Here is a 20,284-nt window from a genome sequence, read left to right as displayed (position 1 = left end):
AGTTTCGTTTCTTGGTTAAGAACAGATCTGGATCAGACTTCGTCAGGGCTGCGCAGGTTGGTGACCTGAATACGCTGTTCGCGGCGCTGTTCCTTCTGCGACGGCATTTCAGCGCGATATACGCCTTGGTCGCCGACGACCCAGGAAAGTGGGCGACGCTCCTGGCCAATGGATTCTTGCAAGAGCATCAAGCCCTGCAGGAATGCCTCGGGACGGGGCGGGCAGCCAGGTACGTAGACGTCCACGGGCAGGAACTTGTCCACCCCCTGAACTACAGAGTAGATGTCGTACATGCCACCGGAGTTGGCGCACGAACCCATGGAGATGACCCACTTGGGCTCGAGCATTTGCTCGTAGAGACGCTGGATGATCGGTGCCATCTTGATGAAGCAGGTACCGGCAATGACCATGAAGTCCGCCTGGCGTGGCGATGCCCGGATAACCTCGGCGCCGAAGCGCGCGATGTCATGGGGAGCCGTGAAGGCGGTGGTCATTTCCACGTAGCAGCAGGAGAGACCGAAGTTGTACGGCCACAGGGAGTTCTTGCGACCCCAGTTGACCGCGCCACTCAGCACGTCTTCCAGCTTGCCCATGAAGATGTTTTTGTGGACCTGATCCTCTAACGGATCGGCGACGGTTTCCCGCTGGCCGATTGGATACTGGTCGTTAGGAGCATCGGGGTCGATCCTGGTGAGATTGTATTGCATTGCCAAAGCCTCATTGTTTTAGCTTCGCCTGCCGCTTACGACGACCTTCCGGAGCCCAATCAAGAGCCCCCACCCGCCAAAGGTAGACAAGACCTGCCAACAGAATTGCTATGAAAACGAGAGCTTCGACGAATCCGGTCCAGCCGCTTTCGCGGACGGACACAGACCAGGCAAAGAGAAATAGGGCTTCGATATCGAAGATCACGAAGAGCATCGCGACCAGATAGAATTTGGCTGAGAGCCGCAAGCGGGCGCCACCTGTAGGTAGCATGCCGGACTCGAACGGTTCGTTTTTACTGCGGCCCCAGGCTTTTGACCCGAGGAGGCTGGAGAGGCCGAGCATGAAGGCGCATAGGCCGACAACACCCAGAAGGAAAATGGCAAAGCCCCAGTTGTGGGCCATGAGTCCTGTCGCTTCGGGCATGCTGGTAATCCTTAACAGAGAGCAAGAGTCTCTGAGCTTGATAAAGAAACAAAGCAGTGACGATATGTCGCAGTGCAATCAATCGCGCTGATTTTATGGCTAAACACCGGGCAAGTAAAATTTCTGAAGCGAAATTGTTTATCGTAATAAGGACATAGCTCGCCTTCGTAGCCCCGCAAGCCGCGGCCTGCGGGCATTAGCGGGAGTTTCGTTAATTATCTTTTGTTGTGGCTGTAACGAAAGTCGCAATATCTAAATGATAATCAATATTGTTTGGGCGCTGATTTAAACTGCTTTCCTCGAGGGGGTAGGAAAGTTGTTTGTTATATCCCTGTTACTGCAAGTAGCAGGGCCGCACCTTTTAGCCTGTTTCGCTGCAGTGGATACCGTCCTGGGTCAATGTTTTGCCAGTTTTTGTACGTTGGTTGCGTTGTGAATCGGGAGGTGAGGCAGGGGGTGATACCGGCCGTATCGCCCTGGCCACTTCAGGATGGTAAAAAAAACGCCCCGAACCAGTCGGGGCGTCAGATTTACAGCAATGCAGTTGTTCTTACCGGGTCTGCATTGGCCGCTCGATCGGGGCGTGATGCCGGATCAATGGAACTGCTCTTCTTCGGTGGAGCCGGTCAGGGCGGTTACCGAGGACTTGCCGCCCTGGATCACGGTGGTCATGTCGTCGAAGTAGCCGGTGCCCACTTCCTGCTGGTGCGCCACGAAGGTGTAGCCTTTGGAGGCGTCGGCGAATTCCTGCTCTTGCAGCTTCACGTAGGCGGTCATGTCGTTGCGGGCGTAGTCGTGCGCCAGGTTGAACATGCCGTGCCACATGTTGTGGATGCCGGCCAGGGTGATGAACTGGTGCTTGTAGCCCATTGCCGACAGCTCGCGCTGGAACTTGGCGATGGTGGCGTCGTCCAGGTTCTTCTTCCAGTTGAAGGAAGGCGAGCAGTTGTACGACAGGATCTGGTCCGGGTATTCCTTCTTGATCGCTTCAGCGAAACGACGGGCTTCGTCCAGGTCCGGCTTGGCGGTTTCGCACCAGATCAGGTCGGCGTATGGCGCGTAGGCCAGGCCTCGGGCGATCGCCTGGTCGAGGCCGGCGCGTACTTTGTAGAAACCTTCCTGGGTGCGCTCGCCGACCACGAATGGCTGGTCGTATGGGTCGCAGTCGCTGGTCAGCAGGTCGGCGGCGTTGGCGTCGGTACGGGCCAGGATGATGGTCGGTACGCCGGCAACGTCGGCTGCCAGACGTGCAGCGGTCAGCTTCTGTACGGCTTCCTGGGTTGGAACCAGTACCTTGCCGCCCATGTGGCCGCACTTCTTCACGGAAGCGAGCTGGTCTTCGAAGTGAACGCCGGCAGCGCCTGCCTCGATCATGTTCTTCATCAGCTCGTAGGCGTTCAGTACGCCACCGAAACCGGCTTCGGCGTCAGCCACGATCGGTGCGAAGTAGTCGACGTAGCCTTCGTCGCCTGGGTTCTTGCCGGCTTTCCACTGGATCTGGTCGGCACGACGGAACGAGTTGTTGATGCGCTTGACCACGGTTGGAACCGAATCCACCGGGTACAGCGACTGGTCTGGGTACATGGACTCGGCCGAGTTGTTGTCGGCAGCCACTTGCCAGCCGGACAGGTAGATGGCCTGGATGCCAGCCTTGACCTGTTGCACGGCCTGGCCGCCGGTCAGGGCGCCCATGCAGTTGACGAAATCTTTTTCAGGGCGGAAGGATGGGTGGGCGCCCTTGGTCACCAGGTTCCACAGTTTTTCCGCGCCCATGCGGGCCAGGGTGTGCTCTGGCTGGACGGAACCACGCAGGCGAACGACATCGGCGGCGGTGTAGGTACGGGTCACGCCTTTCCAGCGCGGGTTTTCGGCCCAGTCTTTTTCGAGGGCTGCAATTTGCTGTTCGCGTGTCAGTGCCATGGAGATAAACCTCGTCGCATAGGTCTTGGTGGAAAATTCCTGCTCCGCCGATTACGCAGGTCCTGAAAAAGTGCGTAGAAGGCTGTTCGCTGACCAGGGGCTGGATGCTCAAGTCGGTCTGGCGCGATGGCGACGGGTGAACGATGGGCTCGAGGGGAAGTGAGCAGGTGGAGGCCAGCTGCAGGGTGCGTCCGGGCGTCGTGGGCCTTTATGCGATCCTTCAGTGTGTTGCCGATCTACCTAATTACGCTTCCGTCCCTCGGGACAACTTCGTTCCAGTCGCAATCTCGTCAAACGCGCCTTGTGGGCGGTACAGACACGAATCGGCTCAGGTGGGTGGGTTAGAGCAACGATCCGAAGGCCCTTGCCAGGGCCCCTGATTAGCGGGAGCGAGGCCATCATGCCCGCGGTTTTTTGGCTCGTCAAATGTTTTGTAGTGCTTTTTTTGAGGCACTACATCTTTGGTCTAATACGACTAATCAGTCAGTTTTCGGTGCCTTGGTCCAGGGTGTCGACCTTGACCCGCAAGGTCATGTCATCCCGGCCCTGGGTCGAGTAGCTGCGGCCCAGGCCCTGTTTGTCGGCCTGGGTCTGGCGATTGACGCCAGCCAGGGTGATCCACTCGCCCAGCCGTCCGCTGACCGTTGTGTCGGTACTTTGCACGTTCACTACATCGGGACGTTCCTGGCTCATGCGGTCACGGTTGGTGCTGATGCTCAGGTGCACGGTCTCGCCGGTGACGCTTGCTGTCACGTAGAAGCCTTGGGTGACGTTGCGATACTGGGTCTGGTTCTGCAGGCGGCCGTAGGAGTCCGTCTGGGTGCTGGTCAGGGGTATGCTCTGGCCGACCTGGATCAGTGCCGGCACGCCTTCGCTGGCCTGGACCTGCTGGATGCCGCCGTCACGGCTTTCGGTACTGCGGTTGATGATGCGAGCCTGCGGCGCACCGTTGACCGCGTAGCCCTGGTTGCCCTGGAAGTTGTTCTCGTTGGTATCGACGGTGATCAGCAGGCGCCTGGCCGGGGTGTCGAGCTGGGCGATGAAGGCGCGCAGCTCGGCGATGCGGCTCGGCTCGGCGTTGACGATCAACTGGTTGCCGTAGGCGCTGACCTTGCCGTCCTTGCCGAGGAAATTCTGTGCCACCGGCAGCAGATCTGCGCTGGTGCGGTTGTTCAGGGGCACGATTTCGCTGGCGGCGAAGACCGAACAGCTGAAGGTCAGCAGCAGTGTCGTGAGCAGGGTGCGTAGGGACATATCCGTTATCTCCGCGAATAGCTGGCGTAAGGCCTTGAGTTTGACACTTTGTCGGCCCGGGGTGGGGCAAGTTGAATCCTGGACGGCAAAACGCCCCGCCATCCTGGTCCTGGCCTCGAGGCGCAGGGGGTGGCGGGGCGTCTGTTGCACGCTGGGGTGAGTGGGCTGTCAGGCGCCACGCACCATGTCGACGTGGGGGATGCCCGCTTCGAGGAATTCCTCGCTGACGATGGAGAAGCCCAGGCGCTCGTAGAACGGCGTGGCCTGGACCTGGGCGCTGAGCATCTGCTGCTTGAGGCCGCGTTTCTCGGCTTCATCGATGACGGCGCGCATCAGCGCGTCGCCGACTTTCAGGCCGCGCCAGTCCTTGAGTACCGAGACCCGGCCGACGTGGCCGTCGGGCAGCAGGCGCGCGGTGCCGATGGCGAAGTCGCCCTCGAAAGCCAGGAAGTGCACGGCGCCGTTATCGTCGGAATCCCACTCCAGCTCGGGTGGGACCGATTGTTCGGCAATGAATACCGCTTCACGAATGCGCCGGATCTCGGCGTTATCCTTTTGCCAGTCTGCGACACGTACGTGAATCTTATTCATCGGCAAATCCCAGGCTCCCTTGCTTGACCAGTTCGCACAGCAGGCCGCGCCCGTCGTCATCCGCCAGCCAGGGGCCGAGGTTGTCGATGTGCAGCGCATCGGCGGCGCAAATCATTTTCAACAGTTCGCGCAGTTTACCGGGAAGCAACCGGCTTTGGCCGCTGGCAAACAGTAACAAGTCTTCATCCACCTCGGACCAGGCCAGGCGTGCGCTCGGGTTGCGAATCAACACCGCGCCCTGTTCCAGGCTGTCCAGCAGTTCGTCTTCTTCCATCGCTTCCGGGCCTGTCACCAGCTCCGGATAGCGCGGCTCGGTCATGAACTGGCCGAACCAGGTCAGCAGCAGGCGCTCATCGCCCATGTGTTCGGCCAGCAGGCCCTTGAGGCGGTCGAGGGCATCGTGCTGGATCTGGTGCGGATCGGCGACCGGTTGTGCGTCAGCGTCGGTATAGCGCTCTTCGTCTGGCAGGAACTGGCTGAGGAAGTCGGTGAAGTGGGTCAGCACTTCGGCGGCGCTCGGTGCGCGGAAGCCTACCGAGTAGGTCATGCAGTCGTTGACCGCGATGCCGTAGTGGGCCAGGCGTGGCGGCAGGTACAGCATGTCTCCGGGTTCCAGGACCCAGCTTTCGGTTTCTTCGAATTCGGCGAGGATGCGCAGGTCCGCGTGCTGCAGCAGCGGGCTTTCAGCGTCGCACATCTGGCCGATCTTCCAGTTGCGCTTGCCGTGGCCCTGCAGCAGGAACACGTCGTAGTTGTCGAAGTGCGGGCCGACGTTACCGCCAGGGGCGGCGAAGCTGATCATCACGTCGTCGATACGCCAGCTGGGCAGGAAGCGGAAATGTTCCAGCAGCTCGGCGACTTCCGGCACGAACTGATCCACCGCCTGTACCAGCAGGGTCCAGTCGCGCTCGGGCAGCTTGCTGAACTCGTCCTCGGCGAAGGGGCCGCGACGCAGCTCCCAGGGGCGCTCGCCGTTTTCGATTACCAGGCGCGACTCGACTTCTTCTTCCAGGGCCAGGCCGGCCAGTTCGTCGGCATCGATCGGGCTTTGGAAGTCAGGCATGGCCTGGCGCACCAGTAGCGGTTTCTTCTGCCAGTAGTCACGCAGGAATTCCCGCGCGGTGAGGCCGCCCAGAAGTTGCAGAGGAGTATCAGGATTCATGTGTAACCTATTGAAAAAATGTATTTTTCTAGCAGGAATAAAAACGCCCGGCGCGGCCGGGCGTCAGAAGGTCAGGCCGCGCGTCAGATGCGTTTTGCCTGGGCCGCGGCGTTGCCGATGTAGCTGGCCGGGGTGAGCTGCTTCAGCTCGGCCTTGGCGGCCGCTGGCATGTCCAGCCCGTCGATGAAAGTCTGCAGCGCTTCTGGGCTGATGCCCTTGCCGCGTGTCAGTTCCTTGAGTTTTTCGTACGGGTTTTCGATGTTGTAGCGACGCATCACGGTCTGGATCGGCTCGGCCAGTACTTCCCAGCAGGCGTCCAGGTCGTCGGCGATCTTCTGGGCGTTGAGCTCCAGCTTGCCGATTCCCTTGAGGCTGGCTTCGTAGGCGATCACGCTGTGGGCGAAGCCGACGCCCAGATTGCGCAGCACGGTGGAGTCGGTCAGGTCGCGCTGCCAGCGGGAAATCGGCAGTTTGCTGGCCAGGTGCTGGAACAATGCGTTGGCGATGCCCAGATTGCCTTCGGAGTTCTCGAAGTCGATCGGGTTGACCTTGTGCGGCATGGTCGAGGAGCCGATTTCGCCGGCGATGGTCTTCTGCTTGAAGTAGCCCAGGGAAATGTAGCCCCAGATATCCCGGTCGAAGTCGATCAGGATGGTGTTGAAGCGGGCAATGGCGTCGAACAGCTCGGCGATGTAGTCGTGCGGCTCGATCTGCGTGGTGTAGGGGTTGAAGGCCAGGCCCAGCTCATCTTCGATGAAGGCGCGGGCGTTGGCTTCCCAGTCGATGTCCGAGTAGGCCGACAGGTGGGCGTTGTAGTTGCCCACGGCGCCGTTGATCTTGCCCAGCAGCGGTACGGCGGCAACCTGGGCGATCTGGCGCTCCAGGCGGTACACCACGTTGGCCAGCTCCTTGCCCAGGGTGGTCGGGGAGGCTGGCTGGCCGTGGGTGCGCGAGAGCATCGGCACGTCGGCGAAGCGGTGGGCCAGTTCGCGGATCGACTCGGCGATCTGGCGCATCAGTGGCAGCAGCACGCTGTCGCGGCCTTCGCGCAGCATCAGGGCGTGGGACAGGTTGTTGATGTCCTCGCTGGTGCAGGCGAAGTGGATGAATTCGCTGACCTTGGCCAGCTCAGGGAGCTTGGCGGCTTGCTCCTTGAGCAGGTATTCGATGGCCTTGACGTCGTGGTTGGTGGTGCGCTCGATTTCCTTGGCGCGCTCGGCGTGCTCGAGGGCGAAGTCGTCGGCCAGGCTGTTGAGCAGGGCGTTGGCGTCGGCGGAGAAGGCCGGCACTTCAGCGATTTGCGGGTGGGCGGCCAGGCGCTGGAGCCAGCGCACCTCGACCAGGGCACGGAAACGGATCAGGCCGTATTCGCTGAAAATGGGCCGCAGGGCCTGGGTTTTGCCGGCGTAGCGGCCGTCAACAGGGGAAACCGCAGTGAGCGAAGAGAGCTGCATGGGGTGTTCTCGGACAGTCGGGCAACGAAATGGGGCGCGTATCATACATGAAAATATCCGCCGGTCCGTTGCCAACTGACCGGCGTCTTACGCGCAGCTCTTGAAAAAAGCGCTTGGGCGAGCGCAGCTCAGTGGCTGCGCATCAGGGGGTAGAGTTCTTTGAGCAGTTTGCGCCGGCTCAGTACCAGCTGCCAGCGATGGCCGCCCAGCTGCCGCCACAGGCGTGCCGAGCGGATACCGGCCAGGAGCAGGGCGCGGATCTTCGAGGCGTTGCTCGGCTGCTGCAGGTTGCGCATGTCGCCATGGACCTGGATGCGCTGGCGCAGGGTGCTCAGGGTGTCCTGGTACAGCCCGCCGCAAGCGGCGATCACGTTTTCATGGGCTGGGCCGAAGTGCTCCACCTGGGACTGGATCTGCGGCAGGCGCTTGCCGATGGTATCGAGCATGTCGCCACGCTTGGCCAACTGGCGTTCCAGGCCGAGCATCGACAGGGCGTAGCGCAACGGCTCGCGTTGCAGCGAGCTGGGGTCGCGCTCCAGGGCGCCGATCAGGGCTCGGTAGCCTTCACGCAGGTTCAGATCATCGCCGCCATAGACTTCCAGGGTGTCCTTGGGGTCGCGGATCAGCAGGCTGCCGAGCATGCAGCTCAGGGCGGCTTCGCTGACTTGGCCGGTCTTGGCGATCCGGTCCACCAGTACCGCGGCCAGGAACACCCCGCCCAGTGCCGTCAACTGCTCCTGGATCGGGCTCATGGGCGCTGGTCCTTGCTGGTCCAGGGCTCGGCGACTTCGATGACGCCGCCGCCGAGGCAGATTTCACCGTCATAGAACACCACGGACTGGCCGGGGGTCACGGCGCGTTGCGGGTCGTCGAAGGTTGCGCGGTAGCCGTTGGCGGTCTTTTCCAGGGTGCAGGGCTGGTCGCCCTGGCGGTAGCGTACCTTGGCGGTCAGGCGCCGAGGCTGGCTGAGATCGACGGGGTTGACCCAATAGATCTCCGAGGCCAGCAGGGCACGAGAGAACAGCCAGGGGTGGTCATTACCCTGGCCGACGATCAGCTCGTTGTGCTCCAGGTCTTTGACCAGCACGTACCACGGCTCGTCGCCAGCGTCCTTCAGGCCGCCGATGCCCAGGCCCTGGCGCTGGCCGATGGTGTGGTACATCAGGCCGTGATGGCGGCCGATGACTTCGCCCTCGGTGGTCCTGATCTCGCCGGGCTGGGCCGGCAGGTACTGCTTGAGGAAGTCGCTGAAGCGTCGTTCACCGATGAAGCAGATGCCGGTGGAGTCCTTTTTCTTGGCGGTGGCCAGGTCATGTTTCTCGGCAATGGCGCGTACTTCGGGTTTTTCCAGTTCGCCCACCGGGAACAGGGTCTTGGCGATCTGCTCGCCGCCCACTGCATGCAGGAAGTAGCTCTGGTCCTTGTTCGGGTCCAGGCCCTTGAGCAATTCGGTGCGGCCGTCGATATCACGGCGACGCACATAGTGGCCGGTGGCGATCAGGTCGGCGCCGAGCATCATGGCGTAGTCCAGGAACGCCTTGAACTTGATTTCCCGGTTGCACAGGATGTCCGGGTTCGGCGTGCGGCCAGCCTTGTACTCCTCCAGGAAGTGCTCGAACACGTTGTCCCAGTACTCGGCGGCGAAGTTGGCGGTGTGCAGCTTGATGCCCAGCTTGTCGCAGACGGCCTGGGCGTCGGCCAGGTCGTCCATGGCGGTGCAGTATTCGGTTCCGTCGTCTTCCTCCCAGTTCTTCATGAACAGGCCTTCCACCTGGTAACCCTGCTCCATCAGCAGGAGGGCGGAAACGGAAGAATCCACGCCGCCGGACATGCCGACAATGACGCGCTTCTTTTGGGTGTCAGAAGGGGCTGGATCACGCATAGGAATTCAACGGATGTCTGGAAAAAGGACGGGATTCTAACAGGCTGACGCCTGCAAGGGGGAAACTGCGATCAAAGCGACGGACGGATCAGTGCCAGGCTGTGGGGCTGGCCAGCCAGGTAATCGTCCAGGCACTGCAGGACCAGCTCGCTGCGCCACTGGGGGCGCTGCTCCAGCAATTGCTCGCGGGTCAGCCAGCGTGGGCCGATGATGCCGTGGTCCAGTGGGTAGTCGGGATGGTGGCGCAGCGGCCTGGCGGCGAAGCACACGCGCTGGTAGGTCACGCCGTTGCTGGGGGCGGTGTAGAGGTAGATGCCCACTACGCCGGTCAATTCCACGTCCCAACCGGTTTCTTCAAGGGTTTCGCGCACGGCTGCCTGCAGCAGGCTTTCATTCGCGTCCAGGTGTCCGGCGGGCTGGTTGAGCACGGCCTGTTCGCCCTGGAACTCCTCGACGAACAGGAAGCGTCCCTGGTCCTCGACGATGGTGGCGACGGTGATGTGAGGTTGCCATTCCATAGGTAGGGCTCTGTCTTGAGTGGGGCGATCATCATAAAACGAACACCCGTGCCTGTAGGAGCGAAGCTTGCTCGCGATGAAGGTCGGGCGTTTCGCCTGGCCCATCGCGGCCCCTTGTCGCAAGCAAGGGTGTTGTACAGAAAACACAAACCCCGGCACAGGGCCGGGGTTTGCGTTACAGCGGTATGACTTAAACCAGTGCGGCGATAGCCGCATTGAGCGTGGCGCTCGGGCGCATGGCCTTGCTCACCAGCTCAGGGTTGGCTGCGTAATAGCCGCCGATGTCCACTGGCTTGCCTTGTACGCCGTTGAGCTCGGCGACGATGGTCGCTTCGTTCTCGGTCAGGGCCTTGGCCAGGGGAGCGAACTGCGCTTGCAGTGCTGCGTCCTCGGTCTGGGCTGCCAGGGCCTGGGCCCAGTACAGCGCCAGGTAGAAGTGGCTGCCGCGGTTGTCGATGTTGCCGACTTTGCGCGATGGCGACTTGTTGTTGTCCAGGAACTGGCCGGTGGCCTGGTCCAGGGTCTTGGCCAGGACCAGGGCCTTGGCGTTGTCGTAGGTGTTGCCCAGGTGCTCCAGGGAGGCGGCCAGGGCCAGGAACTCACCCAGGGAGTCCCAGCGCAGGAAGTTCTCTTCCAGCAGCTGTTGCACGTGCTTCGGAGCGGAACCGCCGGCACCGGTCTCGAACAGGCCGCCACCGTTCATCAGCGGCACGATCGACAGCATCTTGGCGCTGGTGCCCAGTTCCATGATCGGGAACAGGTCGGTCAGGTAGTCACGCAGTACGTTACCGGTCACCGAGATGGTGTCCTTGCCGTCGCGGGTGCGGGCCAGGGTGAACTTCATGGCTTCGACCGGCGACATGATGCGGATGTCCAGGTCGCTGGTGTCGTGGTCCTTCAGGTAGGCCTGGACCTTCTCGATCATCACGCCGTCGTGGGCGCGCATCGGGTCGAGCCAGAAGATCGCCGGGGTGCTGCTGGCACGGGCGCGGTTGACGGCCAGCTTGACCCAGTCCTGGATCGGCGCGTCCTTGGTCTGGCACATGCGGAAGATATCGCCGGCCTCGACTTTCTGTTCCAGCAGCAGGTTGCCCTTGCTGTCGGTAACGCGTACCACGCCGTCGGCCTTGATCTGGAAGGTCTTGTCGTGGGAGCCGTACTCTTCGGCTTTTTTCGCCATCAGGCCAACGTTCGGCACGCTGCCCATGGTGGTCGGATCGAAGGCGCCATTGGCCTTGCAGTCTTCGATCACGGCCTGGTAGATGGTGGCGTAGCAGCGATCCGGAATCACCGCCTTGGTGTCGTGCAGCTGGCCATCGGTGCCCCACATCTTGCCGGAGTCACGGATCATGGCCGGCATCGAGGCGTCGACGATCACGTCGCTCGGCACGTGCAGGTTGGTGATGCCCTTGTCGGAGTTGACCATGGCCAGGGCAGGGCGAGCGGCGTAGACGGCCTGGATGTCAGCCTCGATCGCAGCTTGCTGCTCGGCTGGCAGGGCCTTGATGCGGGCGTACAGGTCGCCGATGCCGTTGTTCAGGTTGAAGCCGATTTCCTGCAGCACCTGGGCGTGCTTGGCCAGGGCGTCCTGGTAGAACTCGGCAACGATCTGGCCGAACATGATCGGGTCGGAGACCTTCATCATGGTGGCTTTCAGGTGGACCGACAGCAGTACGCCCTTTGCCTTGGCGTCTTCGATTTCGGCGGCGATGAAGGCGCGCAGGGCCTTCTTGCTCATTACGGCGCAGTCGAGGATCTCACCGGCTTGTACGCTGGTCTTTTCCTTCAGGACGGTGGCGGTGCCGTCCTGGGCGATCAACTCGATCTTGACGCTGTCTGCGGCTTCGATCAGTGCGGCCTTCTCGCTGCCGTAGAAGTCGCCGTTGCTCATGTGGGCCACGTGGGACTTGGAGTCCTGGGCCCAGCTGCCCATCTTGTGCGGGTGCTTGCGTGCGTAGTTCTTGACCGACAGTGGAGCGCGGCGGTCGGAGTTGCCTTCACGCAGGACCGGGTTCACGGCGCTGCCCTTGACCTTGTCGTAACGGGCCTTGGCGTCTTTCTCGGCGTCGGTGGTGGCGTTTTCCGGGTAGTCCGGCAGGGCGTAGCCCTGGGCTTGGAGCTCTTTGATTGCGGCCTGCAGCTGCGGTACCGAGGCGCTGATGTTCGGCAGCTTTATGATGTTGGCTTGCGGGGTGACCGCCAGCTCGCCCAGTTCGGCGAGGTGGTCCGGCACGGCTTTGCTGCCCAACTGCTCGGGGAAGCTGGCGAGGATGCGTCCGGCCAGGGAGATGTCGCGGGTTTCCACGGCGATATCAGCCGAAGCGGTGAAGGCTTCTACGATAGGCAGCAGGGAATAGGTGGCGAGGGCGGGTGCTTCGTCGGTGAAGGTGTAGATGATCTTCGAGCGGGTGGGCATATTCGGATTAACTCTCTTCTTTGCTAAAGCGTGCGCAGAAACTCGAGGTGCGCCGGGTAAAGCGCTTTCGTTCAAAGGTCATCCATGAGCCGAATGTCGAGGTTTCTTCGCGGTGATGTTGGGTGCATCAGTCGAGCGTCAAGCGGGTGGGTTGCGGTAACAACCCGGCTTCGTGCGGCCAGTCTCGGCTAGTCTTTTTCCGGTTGCAGAGCGTTCGGCCGTCGTGACTCTGTGGTCAGCGGCGGCATTATACATAGGTGGCTAGCAAAACGCCGGTGCTTCATATGCATGGGCGCTCGTCCATTGGTCTAAAGGTCGCAGGCAAGGTGGCGGCGTAGAGTCGTCGCCAGTGCTCGAATTTGGCGCTTTTCCCTTTGCTTTCAGGCTTGTAGGCCGCGAATTGCAACGCTTTCACGGCATCCGGGTGGAACATGAGGTTCCCGTCCAGATACAACTGGGTTACGCTCGAATGCAGCCAGATGTTCAATCCACACAACGGAGTTCAGCATGGGATACAAGAAGATTCAGGTTCCAGCAGTCGGCGACAAAATCACCGTCAATGCAGACCATTCTCTCAATGTTCCTAACAACCCGATTATCCCTTTCATCGAAGGCGACGGTATTGGTGTTGATATCAGCCCGGTCATGATCAAGGTTGTCGATGCTGCAGTGAAAAAAGCCTACGGCGGCGAACGCAAGATTTCCTGGATGGAAGTGTATGCCGGGGAAAAAGCGACTCAAGTGTACGACCAGGACACCTGGCTTCCCCAGGAAACCCTGGACGCGGTGAAGGATTACGTGGTTTCCATCAAGGGCCCGCTGACCACTCCGGTCGGTGGCGGCATCCGCTCCCTGAACGTGGCGCTGCGCCAGCAACTGGACCTGTATGTGTGCTTGCGTCCGGTGCGCTGGTTCGAAGGCGTGCCCAGCCCGGTGAAGAAGCCTGGCGATGTGGACATGACCATCTTCCGTGAGAACTCCGAGGACATCTACGCCGGTATCGAGTGGAAAGCCGGCTCGGCAGAAGCCACCAAGGTGATCAAGTTCCTTAAAGAGGAAATGGGCGTCACCAAGATCCGTTTCGATGAAAACTGCGGCATCGGCGTCAAGCCGGTCTCCCTGCAGGGCACCAAGCGTCTGGCGCGCAAGGCGCTGCAATACGTGGTGGATAACGATCGTGACTCGCTGACCATCGTGCACAAGGGCAACATCATGAAGTTCACCGAAGGTGCCTTCAAGGAGTGGGCCTATGAAGTGGCGGCCGAGGAGTTCGGCGCGACCCTGCTGGACGGTGGCCCGTGGATGCAGTTCAAGAACCCGAAAACCGGCAAGAACGTCATCGTCAAGGATGCCATCGCCGACGCCATGCTCCAGCAGATCCTGCTGCGCCCGGCCGAATACGATGTGATCGCTACCCTCAACCTCAACGGTGACTACCTGTCCGACGCCCTGGCGGCGGAAGTCGGTGGCATCGGTATCGCTCCAGGCGCCAACCTGTCCGACACCGTGGCAATGTTCGAAGCCACCCACGGTACTGCGCCCAAGTATGCCGGCAAGGACCAGGTCAACCCGGGCTCGCTGATCCTCTCGGCCGAGATGATGCTGCGCCACATGGGCTGGACCGAAGCGGCGGACCTGATCATCAAGGGCACCAACGGCGCGATCTCGGCCAAGACCGTGACCTATGACTTCGAGCGCCTGATGGACGGTGCGACCCTGCTGTCTTCCTCGGCCTTCGGTGATGCGCTGATCTCGCACATGTAAGCCACGCTGCGAGCAAAACGAACCGGCCGATTCAATCCCTTGAATCGGCCGGTTTTTTTATGACTGGATGTTGGGTAAATCAGCTCAAGGCGCTTTCGTGCTGGGCCTCGGCGGCAAGGATTTCTCCGGGCGCCTTCAAGGAGCTTATCTTGACCGCATGCAGCCCCTTGGGTCCTTGGATGATCTCGAAGCTCACGGCCTGCCCGGCTTTCAAGGTCTTGTAGCCATCCATTTCGATGGCCGAGTAGTGGGCGAAGAGATCGTCGCTCTTGCCCTCCTCATTAATAAAGCCGTAACCCTTGGCATTGTTGAACCACTTGACCTTACCGCTAGCCATACTCATATCCCTCTGCAACAGACTCCATCACTGGAGTATCATCCAGTTCATCCACCGCCAAACTTGGTAAAAAGGTTGACGCCGTGGACGTTTATTACCCAATGTGGGCCCTATTGGTTGTAACACCGTTTTGCCGATAGTCAAGGTGACCCGGCGGTCGGAGTTGAATTCCCCCCAGGGCGCCCCCACCACTGTATTTGCACAACTGACGAACCTTCTTTCCATGCATGCAATCAGCCAGATTCGACTAACATTCAATCAGGATCGCCCGGACTTGCACGACGACGATTCCGCTGGCTTGGCGGTACAGGAGGCCAAGCCTGCGCTTCAGGCGCCGCCGATGTACAAGGTGGTTTTGTTCAACGATGACTACACCCCGATGGATTTCGTCGTCGAAGTGCTCGAGATGTTTTTTAACCTGAATCGCGAGCTGGCGACCAAGGTCATGCTGGCCGTCCATACCGAAGGACGGGCAGTGTGTGGATTGTTTACCCGCGACATCGCCGAGACCAAGGCCATGCAGGTCAACCAGTACGCCAGGGAAAGCCAGCATCCGCTACTCTGTGAAATCGAGAAGGACGGTTAACGCCGACCACTTGGGTATGAGGTGAAGCTATGTTAAACCGCGAGCTCGAAGTCACCCTCAATCTCGCCTTCAAGGAGGCCCGTTCGAAGCGTCATGAGTTCATGACCGTCGAGCACCTCCTGTTGGCTCTATTGGATAATGAGGCCGCTGCCACTGTTCTCCGTGCCTGCGGAGCGAACCTCGACAAGCTCAAGCATGACCTGCAGGAGTTCATCGACTCCACTACGCCATTGATTCCTGTACACGATGAAGATCGCGAGACTCAGCCAACCCTGGGTTTCCAGCGGGTGCTGCAGCGCGCGGTATTTCATGTGCAGAGTTCTGGCAAGCGTGAAGTTACCGGTGCCAACGTACTGGTAGCGATCTTCAGTGAGCAGGAGAGCCAGGCAGTGTTCCTGCTCAAGCAGCAGAGCGTTGCCCGCATCGACGTGGTCAACTATATCGCCCATGGCATCTCCAAGGTGCCCGGGCATGGCGACCATTCCGAGGGTGAGCAGGAAATGCAGGACGAGGAGGGTGGTGAGCCGTCTTCTTCGGGCAATCCTCTGGATGCCTATGCCAGCAATCTCAATGAACTGGCCCGTCAGGGACGCATCGACCCGTTGGTTGGGCGTGAGCATGAGGTCGAGCGCGTGGCGCAGATCCTGGCTCGCCGGCGCAAGAACAACCCGCTGCTGGTGGGTGAGGCAGGGGTGGGCAAGACCGCGATTGCCGAAGGCCTGGCCAAGCGTATCGTCGACAATCAGGTGCCAGACCTGCTGATCAACAGCGTGGTGTATTCCCTGGATCTGGGCGCCCTGCTCGCAGGTACCAAGTACCGTGGCGACTTCGAGAAGCGCTTCAAGGCGCTTCTGGGCGAGCTGAAGAAGCGTCCGCAGGCGATCCTGTTCATCGACGAGATTCATACCATCATCGGTGCCGGTGCGGCGTCCGGTGGGGTGATGGACGCCTCCAACCTGCTCAAGCCGCTGCTTTCTTCCGGTGACATCCGTTGCATCGGCTCGACCACTTTCCAGGAGTTCCGTGGGATTTTCGAGAAGGATCGGGCACTGGCCCGGCGCTTCCAGAAGGTCGACGTCACCGAGCCTTCGGTCGAGGACACCATCGGTATCCTGCGCGGGCTCAAGGCGCGCTTCGAGCAGCACCACGGCATCGAATACAGCGACGAAGCCTTGCGTGCCGCGGCGGAATTGGCCTCGCGCTATATCAATGACCGGCATATGCCTGACAAGGCCATCGACGTCATCGACGAAGCGGGCGCCTTCCAGCGCCTGCAGCCGGCCGAGAAGCGCGTCAAGCGCATCGAAGTGGCGCAGGTCGAAGATATCGTGGCGAAGATTGCCCGTATTCCGCCGAAGCATGTCACCAGTTCCGACAAGGAGTTGCTGCGCAACCTCGAGCGTGACCTCAAGCTGACGGTGTTCGGCCAGGATGCGGCGATCGACTCGTTGGCTACCGCCATCAAGCTGTCCCGTGCGGGCCTGAAGTCGCCGGACAAGCCGGTCGGTTCCTTCCTGTTCGCGGGCCCTACCGGTGTCGGCAAGACCGAAGCGGCGCGGCAACTGGCCAAGGCCATGGGGATCGAGCTGGTGCGCTTCGACATGTCCGAGTACATGGAGCGGCATACCGTTTCGCGCCTGATCGGTGCGCCTCCCGGTTATGTCGGTTTCGACCAGGGCGGACTGCTGACCGAGGCGATCACCAAGCAACCGCACTGCGTGCTGCTGCTCGATGAAATCGAGAAGGCCCATCCGGAAGTCTTCAACCTGCTCCTGCAGGTGATGGATCACGGAACCCTGACCGACAACAACGGGCGCAAGGCGGATTTCCGCAACGTGATCATCATCATGACCACCAACGCCGGTGCTGAAACCGCGGCGCGAGCCTCCATCGGTTTCACTCATCAGGATCACTCTTCCGATGCCATGGAAGTGATCAAGAAGAGCTTCACGCCGGAGTTCCGCAACCGCCTGGATACCATCATCCAGTTCGGTCGCTTGAGCCATGAAGTGATCAAGAGCGTGGTGGACAAGTTCCTTACCGAGCTTCAGGCGCAGTTGGAAGACAAGCGCGTGCAGCTGGAGGTGACCGATGCTGCCCGCAGCTGGCTGGCCGCCGGTGGCTACGACGTAGCCATGGGGGCCCGTCCGATGGCGCGCCTGATCCAGGACAAGATCAAGCGCCCGTTGGCCGAAGAGATCCTGTTCGGCGAGTTGTCCGACCATGGCGGTGTGGTGCACATCGACATCAAGGATGGCGAGCTGACCTTCGATTTCGAGACCACGGCGGAAATGGCCTGATAGAGTTCGTCTCGTAGAAATGCCAAAGGCACCGCAAGGTGCCTTTGTGCTATCTGGAGAATGGATGTTGAAACCTGCAGGCAGGTTTTTCAGGCGCCAACAAAAACGCCCGGCTTGGCCGGGCGTCTTGTATTGACTTGCTTAGCGAGCGCGGTAAGTGATACGCCCTTTGCTCAAGTCATAGGGCGTCAGCTCGACGCGCACCTTGTCACCGGTAAGAATACGAATGTAGTTCTTGCGCATCTTGCCGGAGATGTGCGCGGTTACGACGTGCCCATTTTCCAACTCCACGCGAAACATGGTGTTGGGCAGGGTGTCGACGACAGTGCCTTCCATTTCGAAGCTGTCTTCTTTCGACATGCAGTAAAGCCCTCGGTGTCCAGTTAATGGCCCGGTGCAACTGCGCCAGGCAAAAGCGGCGTGCATTGTGCCCGAAAAGTGGGGTTCAAGCCAAGACCTTCTAGTTCAGGAGCACCCAGCGCTGGTTGATCAGAAGCTCGATGGGGCGGTATTGAGTCTTGTAATTCATCTTTTTGCAGTTCTTGATCCAATAGCCGAGATAGACCGCGTCAAGGCCCAGGCGCAGGGTTTCGCCGATCTGCCAGAGGATCGCGTAGCGCCCGAGGCTGCGGCGTTCTTCGTCGGGTTCATAGAAGGTGTAGACCGCCGACAGGCCGTTGGGCAGCAGATCGGTGACGGCTACGGCCAGCAAGCGGCCTTCGAGACGAAACTCATAGAAGCGCGAGAAAGGCAGGTCGCGGACCAGGAAAGTCGAGAATTGATCGCGACTGGGGGGGAACATGTCGCCATCGGCGTGGCGTTGCTCGATGTAGCGCTGGTACAGGTCGAAATATTCTTCGCTGAAACTGGGTTTGGCCGCTTGCACGGTCAGGTCGCTGTTGCGCTTGAGGATGCGTTTTTGCTGGCGATTGGGCAGGAACTGCGCTGCCGGGATGCGCGCCGGCACACAAGCGTTGCAGTTTTGGCAATGGGGCCGGTACAGATGATCACCGCTGCGGCGAAAGCCCATTTCCGACAGATCCGCATAGACATGCACATCCATGGGCTGGCTGGGATCGAGGAACAGGGTGGTGGCCTGTTCGCCGGGCAGGTAGCTGCAAGAATGGGGTTGAGTGGCATAAAACTTCAGGCGCGCCAACTCGGTCATGAGTCAACCCTCGGGATAAGCTTTGGCTCTAAGTGTAAGCCACCCCCGCCAAACCCGCCTAGGGAACCCATGTGGCGCGGCTCGGCTGGTCCAGGTGGCGTTGCAGGTAATCGGAAAATTCCCTGCGGGTGATGGCGCGGGCACCCAGGCTATGCAGATGGTCGGTGGGCATCTGGCAGTCGATCAGGACGAAACCCCAGTCCTTCAGTCGCTCCACCAGTGTGGCGAAACCGAACTTCGATGCATTGTCGGCGCGGCTGAACATCGATTCGCCGAAGAACAGCTGTCCCATGGCCAGTCCGTAAAGCCCGCCTACCAGCACTCCCTGGTCCCAGACCTCCACCGAATGGGCGTAGCCACGCTGGTGCAGTTGCAGGTAGGCGTTCTGCATCGCCTCGCTGATCCAGGTGCCATCGGCATAGGTTCGGGGCGCCGCGCAGGCGCTGATGACCGCGGCGAAGTCTTGGTCGAACGTGACCTGGTAGCGCTGCTGGCGCAGGAGCTTGGCCAGGCTGCGGGATACATGCAGTTCGTTCGGAAACAACACGGTACGCGGATCCGGCGACCACCAGAGGATTGGCTGGCCCTCGGAAAACCAGGGAAAGCAGCCGTGGCGGTAGGCCTGGACCAGGCGCTCGGCTGACAGGTCGCCCCCTGCAGCCAACAGGCCGTTGGGCTCGCGCATGGCTTTTTCCAGGGGGGGGAAATCAAGATTGTTGCGTTGTAACCAGGTCAGCATGGCATCCAGACTTGCGGCAGGGGAGGGCGGTGGCAGGCCGTCAGGCGACCTACCACAAGCCTAGGGCGAGGCCCTAGTTGTCGTCGAGGAATTTTTCCGCGTCCAGGGCAGCCATGCAACCGGCCCCGGCGGAAGTGACGGCCTGGCGGTAGACGTGGTCGGCCACATCGCCAGCGGCGAACACTCCGGGGATGTCGGTGGCGGTGACGTCGCCTTCGCTGCCGCCCTTGACCAGCAGGTAGCCGTCGCGCATCTGCAGTTGGCCCTGGAACAGGTCGGTGTTGGGCTTGTGGCCGATGGCGATGAATACCCCGGACAGCGCCAGGTCGGTGGTGGTGCCGGTCTGGCTGTCCCTCAAGCGCGCGCCCGTGACTCCGCTGGCATCGCCGAGTACTTCATCCAGATGCTGGTTCCAGTGCAGGCGGATGTTGCCATTGGCCGCTTTGTCGAACAGCTTGTCCTGGAGGATCTTCTCCGCCCGGAGCTTGTCGCGGCGATGCACCAGGTGCACCTCCCGAGCGATGTTCGATAGGTACAGGGCTTCCTCTACCGCGGTGTTGCCGCCGCCGATCACCGCCACTACCTGGTTGCGATAGAAAAAACCGTCGCAGGTCGCGCAAGCCGAAACGCCCTTGCCGGAGAAGGCTTCCTCGGAGGGCAGGCCCAGGTATTGCGCCGATGCCCCGGTGGCGATGATCAGCGCGTCGCAGCTATAGCTGCCGCTGTCGCCGACCAGGACAAAAGGCCGTTGCTGCAACTGAGCGGTGTGAATGTGGTCATAGACGATCTGGGTGTCGAAGCGCTCGGCGTGTTTCTGCATGCGTTCCATCAGCACGGGACCGGTCAGGCCTTCGACATCGCCAGGCCAGTTGTCCACTTCCGTGGTGGTGGTCAGTTGGCCGCCGGCCTGCAGGCCGGTGATCACGGTCGGTTTGAGGTTGGCCCGGGCGGCGTAGACCGCGGCGCTGTAGCCGGCAGGGCCAGAGCCCAGGATGATCAGGCGTGAATGCTTCGCGTCGTTCATAAAAACACCTCATAAGCCTTTGTCAGCAAAGAGAATGC

Annotated in this window: 19 protein-coding genes; 3 read left to right on the top strand and 16 right to left on the bottom strand. The window is 60.9% G+C overall.

The genetic code is table 11. The features are described 5' to 3' along the window. Positions 1–32: 32 nt before the first annotated feature. The 11 genes from GDH07_RS26505 to GDH07_RS26455 form a co-directional block, all read right to left on the bottom strand. A complete protein-coding gene (locus tag GDH07_RS26505; RefSeq protein ID WP_022639646.1) occupies positions 33–707 on the bottom strand; it encodes a NuoB/complex I 20 kDa subunit family protein in 675 nt (224 codons plus the stop codon). Positions 708–717: 10 nt separating this feature from the next. Continuing rightward, complete coding sequence (locus GDH07_RS26500) at positions 718–1,131, bottom strand: NADH-quinone oxidoreductase subunit A (protein ID WP_022639645.1); 414 nt, start codon at positions 1,129–1,131, stop codon at positions 718–720. Between the two features lie 594 nt (positions 1,132–1,725). Continuing rightward, a complete protein-coding gene (gene aceA / locus GDH07_RS26495; protein WP_022639644.1) occupies positions 1,726–3,051 on the bottom strand; it encodes an isocitrate lyase in 1,326 nt (441 codons plus the stop codon). 483 nt (positions 3,052–3,534) lie between these two features. Beyond that, on the bottom strand, positions 3,535–4,305 hold the full coding sequence (locus GDH07_RS26490) for a secretin N-terminal domain-containing protein (RefSeq protein WP_152899394.1): 771 nt from the start codon (positions 4,303–4,305) through the stop codon (positions 3,535–3,537). A 168-nt stretch (positions 4,306–4,473) separates the two neighbouring features. Next, positions 4,474–4,896, bottom strand: a complete 423-nt coding sequence (locus GDH07_RS26485) for a GNAT family N-acetyltransferase (RefSeq protein ID WP_022639642.1) — start codon at positions 4,894–4,896, stop codon at positions 4,474–4,476. Beyond that, positions 4,889–6,058, bottom strand: a complete 1,170-nt coding sequence (locus tag GDH07_RS26480; protein WP_022639641.1) for a ribosomal protein uL16 3-hydroxylase — start codon at positions 6,056–6,058, stop codon at positions 4,889–4,891. The genes GDH07_RS26485 and GDH07_RS26480 overlap by 8 nt, the downstream gene beginning before the upstream one ends. 83 nt (positions 6,059–6,141) lie before the next feature. After that, positions 6,142–7,512 carry an adenylosuccinate lyase gene (purB, locus tag GDH07_RS26475; protein ID WP_152899393.1) on the bottom strand — a complete coding sequence of 457 codons (1,371 nt, stop codon included), beginning with the start codon at positions 7,510–7,512 and terminating at the stop codon, positions 6,142–6,144. Positions 7,513–7,640: 128 nt separating this feature from the next. Further along, complete coding sequence (gene hflD / locus GDH07_RS26470) at positions 7,641–8,264, bottom strand: high frequency lysogenization protein HflD (protein WP_022639639.1); 624 nt, start codon at positions 8,262–8,264, stop codon at positions 7,641–7,643. Next, positions 8,261–9,394 carry a tRNA 2-thiouridine(34) synthase MnmA gene (gene mnmA / locus GDH07_RS26465; protein WP_031320144.1) on the bottom strand — a complete coding sequence of 378 codons (1,134 nt, stop codon included), beginning with the start codon at positions 9,392–9,394 and terminating at the stop codon, positions 8,261–8,263. The genes hflD and mnmA overlap by 4 nt, the downstream gene beginning before the upstream one ends. A 71-nt stretch (positions 9,395–9,465) precedes the next feature. After that, a complete protein-coding gene (locus GDH07_RS26460; RefSeq protein ID WP_022639637.1) occupies positions 9,466–9,912 on the bottom strand; it encodes an NUDIX hydrolase in 447 nt (148 codons plus the stop codon). Positions 9,913–10,102: 190 nt separating this feature from the next. Then, positions 10,103–12,328 carry an NADP-dependent isocitrate dehydrogenase gene (locus tag GDH07_RS26455; RefSeq protein ID WP_022639636.1) on the bottom strand — a complete coding sequence of 742 codons (2,226 nt, stop codon included), beginning with the start codon at positions 12,326–12,328 and terminating at the stop codon, positions 10,103–10,105. A gap of 507 nt (positions 12,329–12,835) precedes the next feature. On the opposite strand from GDH07_RS26455, the gene icd reads away from it, so the two are divergent. Then, complete coding sequence (gene icd, locus GDH07_RS26445; RefSeq protein ID WP_011062175.1) at positions 12,836–14,092, top strand: NADP-dependent isocitrate dehydrogenase; 1,257 nt, start codon at positions 12,836–12,838, stop codon at positions 14,090–14,092. 79 nt (positions 14,093–14,171) lie between these two features. Here the strand turns inward: icd and cspD are convergent, their stop codons facing one another. After that, a complete protein-coding gene (gene cspD / locus GDH07_RS26440) occupies positions 14,172–14,429 on the bottom strand; it encodes a cold shock domain-containing protein CspD (protein WP_031320140.1) in 258 nt (85 codons plus the stop codon). A 223-nt stretch (positions 14,430–14,652) separates the two neighbouring features. On the opposite strand from cspD, the gene clpS reads away from it, so the two are divergent. Further along, positions 14,653–15,015 carry an ATP-dependent Clp protease adapter ClpS gene (gene clpS / locus GDH07_RS26435; RefSeq protein ID WP_011062173.1) on the top strand — a complete coding sequence of 121 codons (363 nt, stop codon included), beginning with the start codon at positions 14,653–14,655 and terminating at the stop codon, positions 15,013–15,015. A gap of 29 nt (positions 15,016–15,044) precedes the next feature. Beyond that, complete coding sequence (gene clpA / locus GDH07_RS26430) at positions 15,045–17,315, top strand: ATP-dependent Clp protease ATP-binding subunit ClpA (protein ID WP_053136619.1); 2,271 nt, start codon at positions 15,045–15,047, stop codon at positions 17,313–17,315. A 141-nt stretch (positions 17,316–17,456) separates the two neighbouring features. Here the strand turns inward: clpA and infA are convergent, their stop codons facing one another. The 4 genes from infA to trxB all read right to left on the bottom strand — a co-directional run bounded on the left by infA (position 17,457) and on the right by trxB (position 20,246). After that, a complete protein-coding gene (infA, locus tag GDH07_RS26425; RefSeq protein ID WP_002553999.1) occupies positions 17,457–17,675 on the bottom strand; it encodes a translation initiation factor IF-1 in 219 nt (72 codons plus the stop codon). Between the two features lie 100 nt (positions 17,676–17,775). Beyond that, positions 17,776–18,483 carry an arginyltransferase gene (locus tag GDH07_RS26420; protein ID WP_053136616.1) on the bottom strand — a complete coding sequence of 236 codons (708 nt, stop codon included), beginning with the start codon at positions 18,481–18,483 and terminating at the stop codon, positions 17,776–17,778. Positions 18,484–18,541: 58 nt separating this feature from the next. Beyond that, positions 18,542–19,222: a leucyl/phenylalanyl-tRNA--protein transferase gene (aat, locus tag GDH07_RS26415; protein WP_152899392.1), complete on the bottom strand. Its 681-nt coding sequence runs from the start codon at positions 19,220–19,222 to the stop codon at positions 18,542–18,544. A gap of 73 nt (positions 19,223–19,295) precedes the next feature. Next, complete coding sequence (gene trxB, locus GDH07_RS26410; protein ID WP_053136613.1) at positions 19,296–20,246, bottom strand: thioredoxin-disulfide reductase; 951 nt, start codon at positions 20,244–20,246, stop codon at positions 19,296–19,298. Positions 20,247–20,284: the final 38 nt, after the last annotated feature.

The sequence above is a fragment of the Pseudomonas piscis genome, assembly GCF_009380155.1.
GTDB classification, from domain to species: domain Bacteria; phylum Pseudomonadota; class Gammaproteobacteria; order Pseudomonadales; family Pseudomonadaceae; genus Aquipseudomonas; species Aquipseudomonas piscis.
Note: the sequence above shows the minus strand (reverse complement) of the source record. Positions and strands in the feature narration are given on the sequence as shown.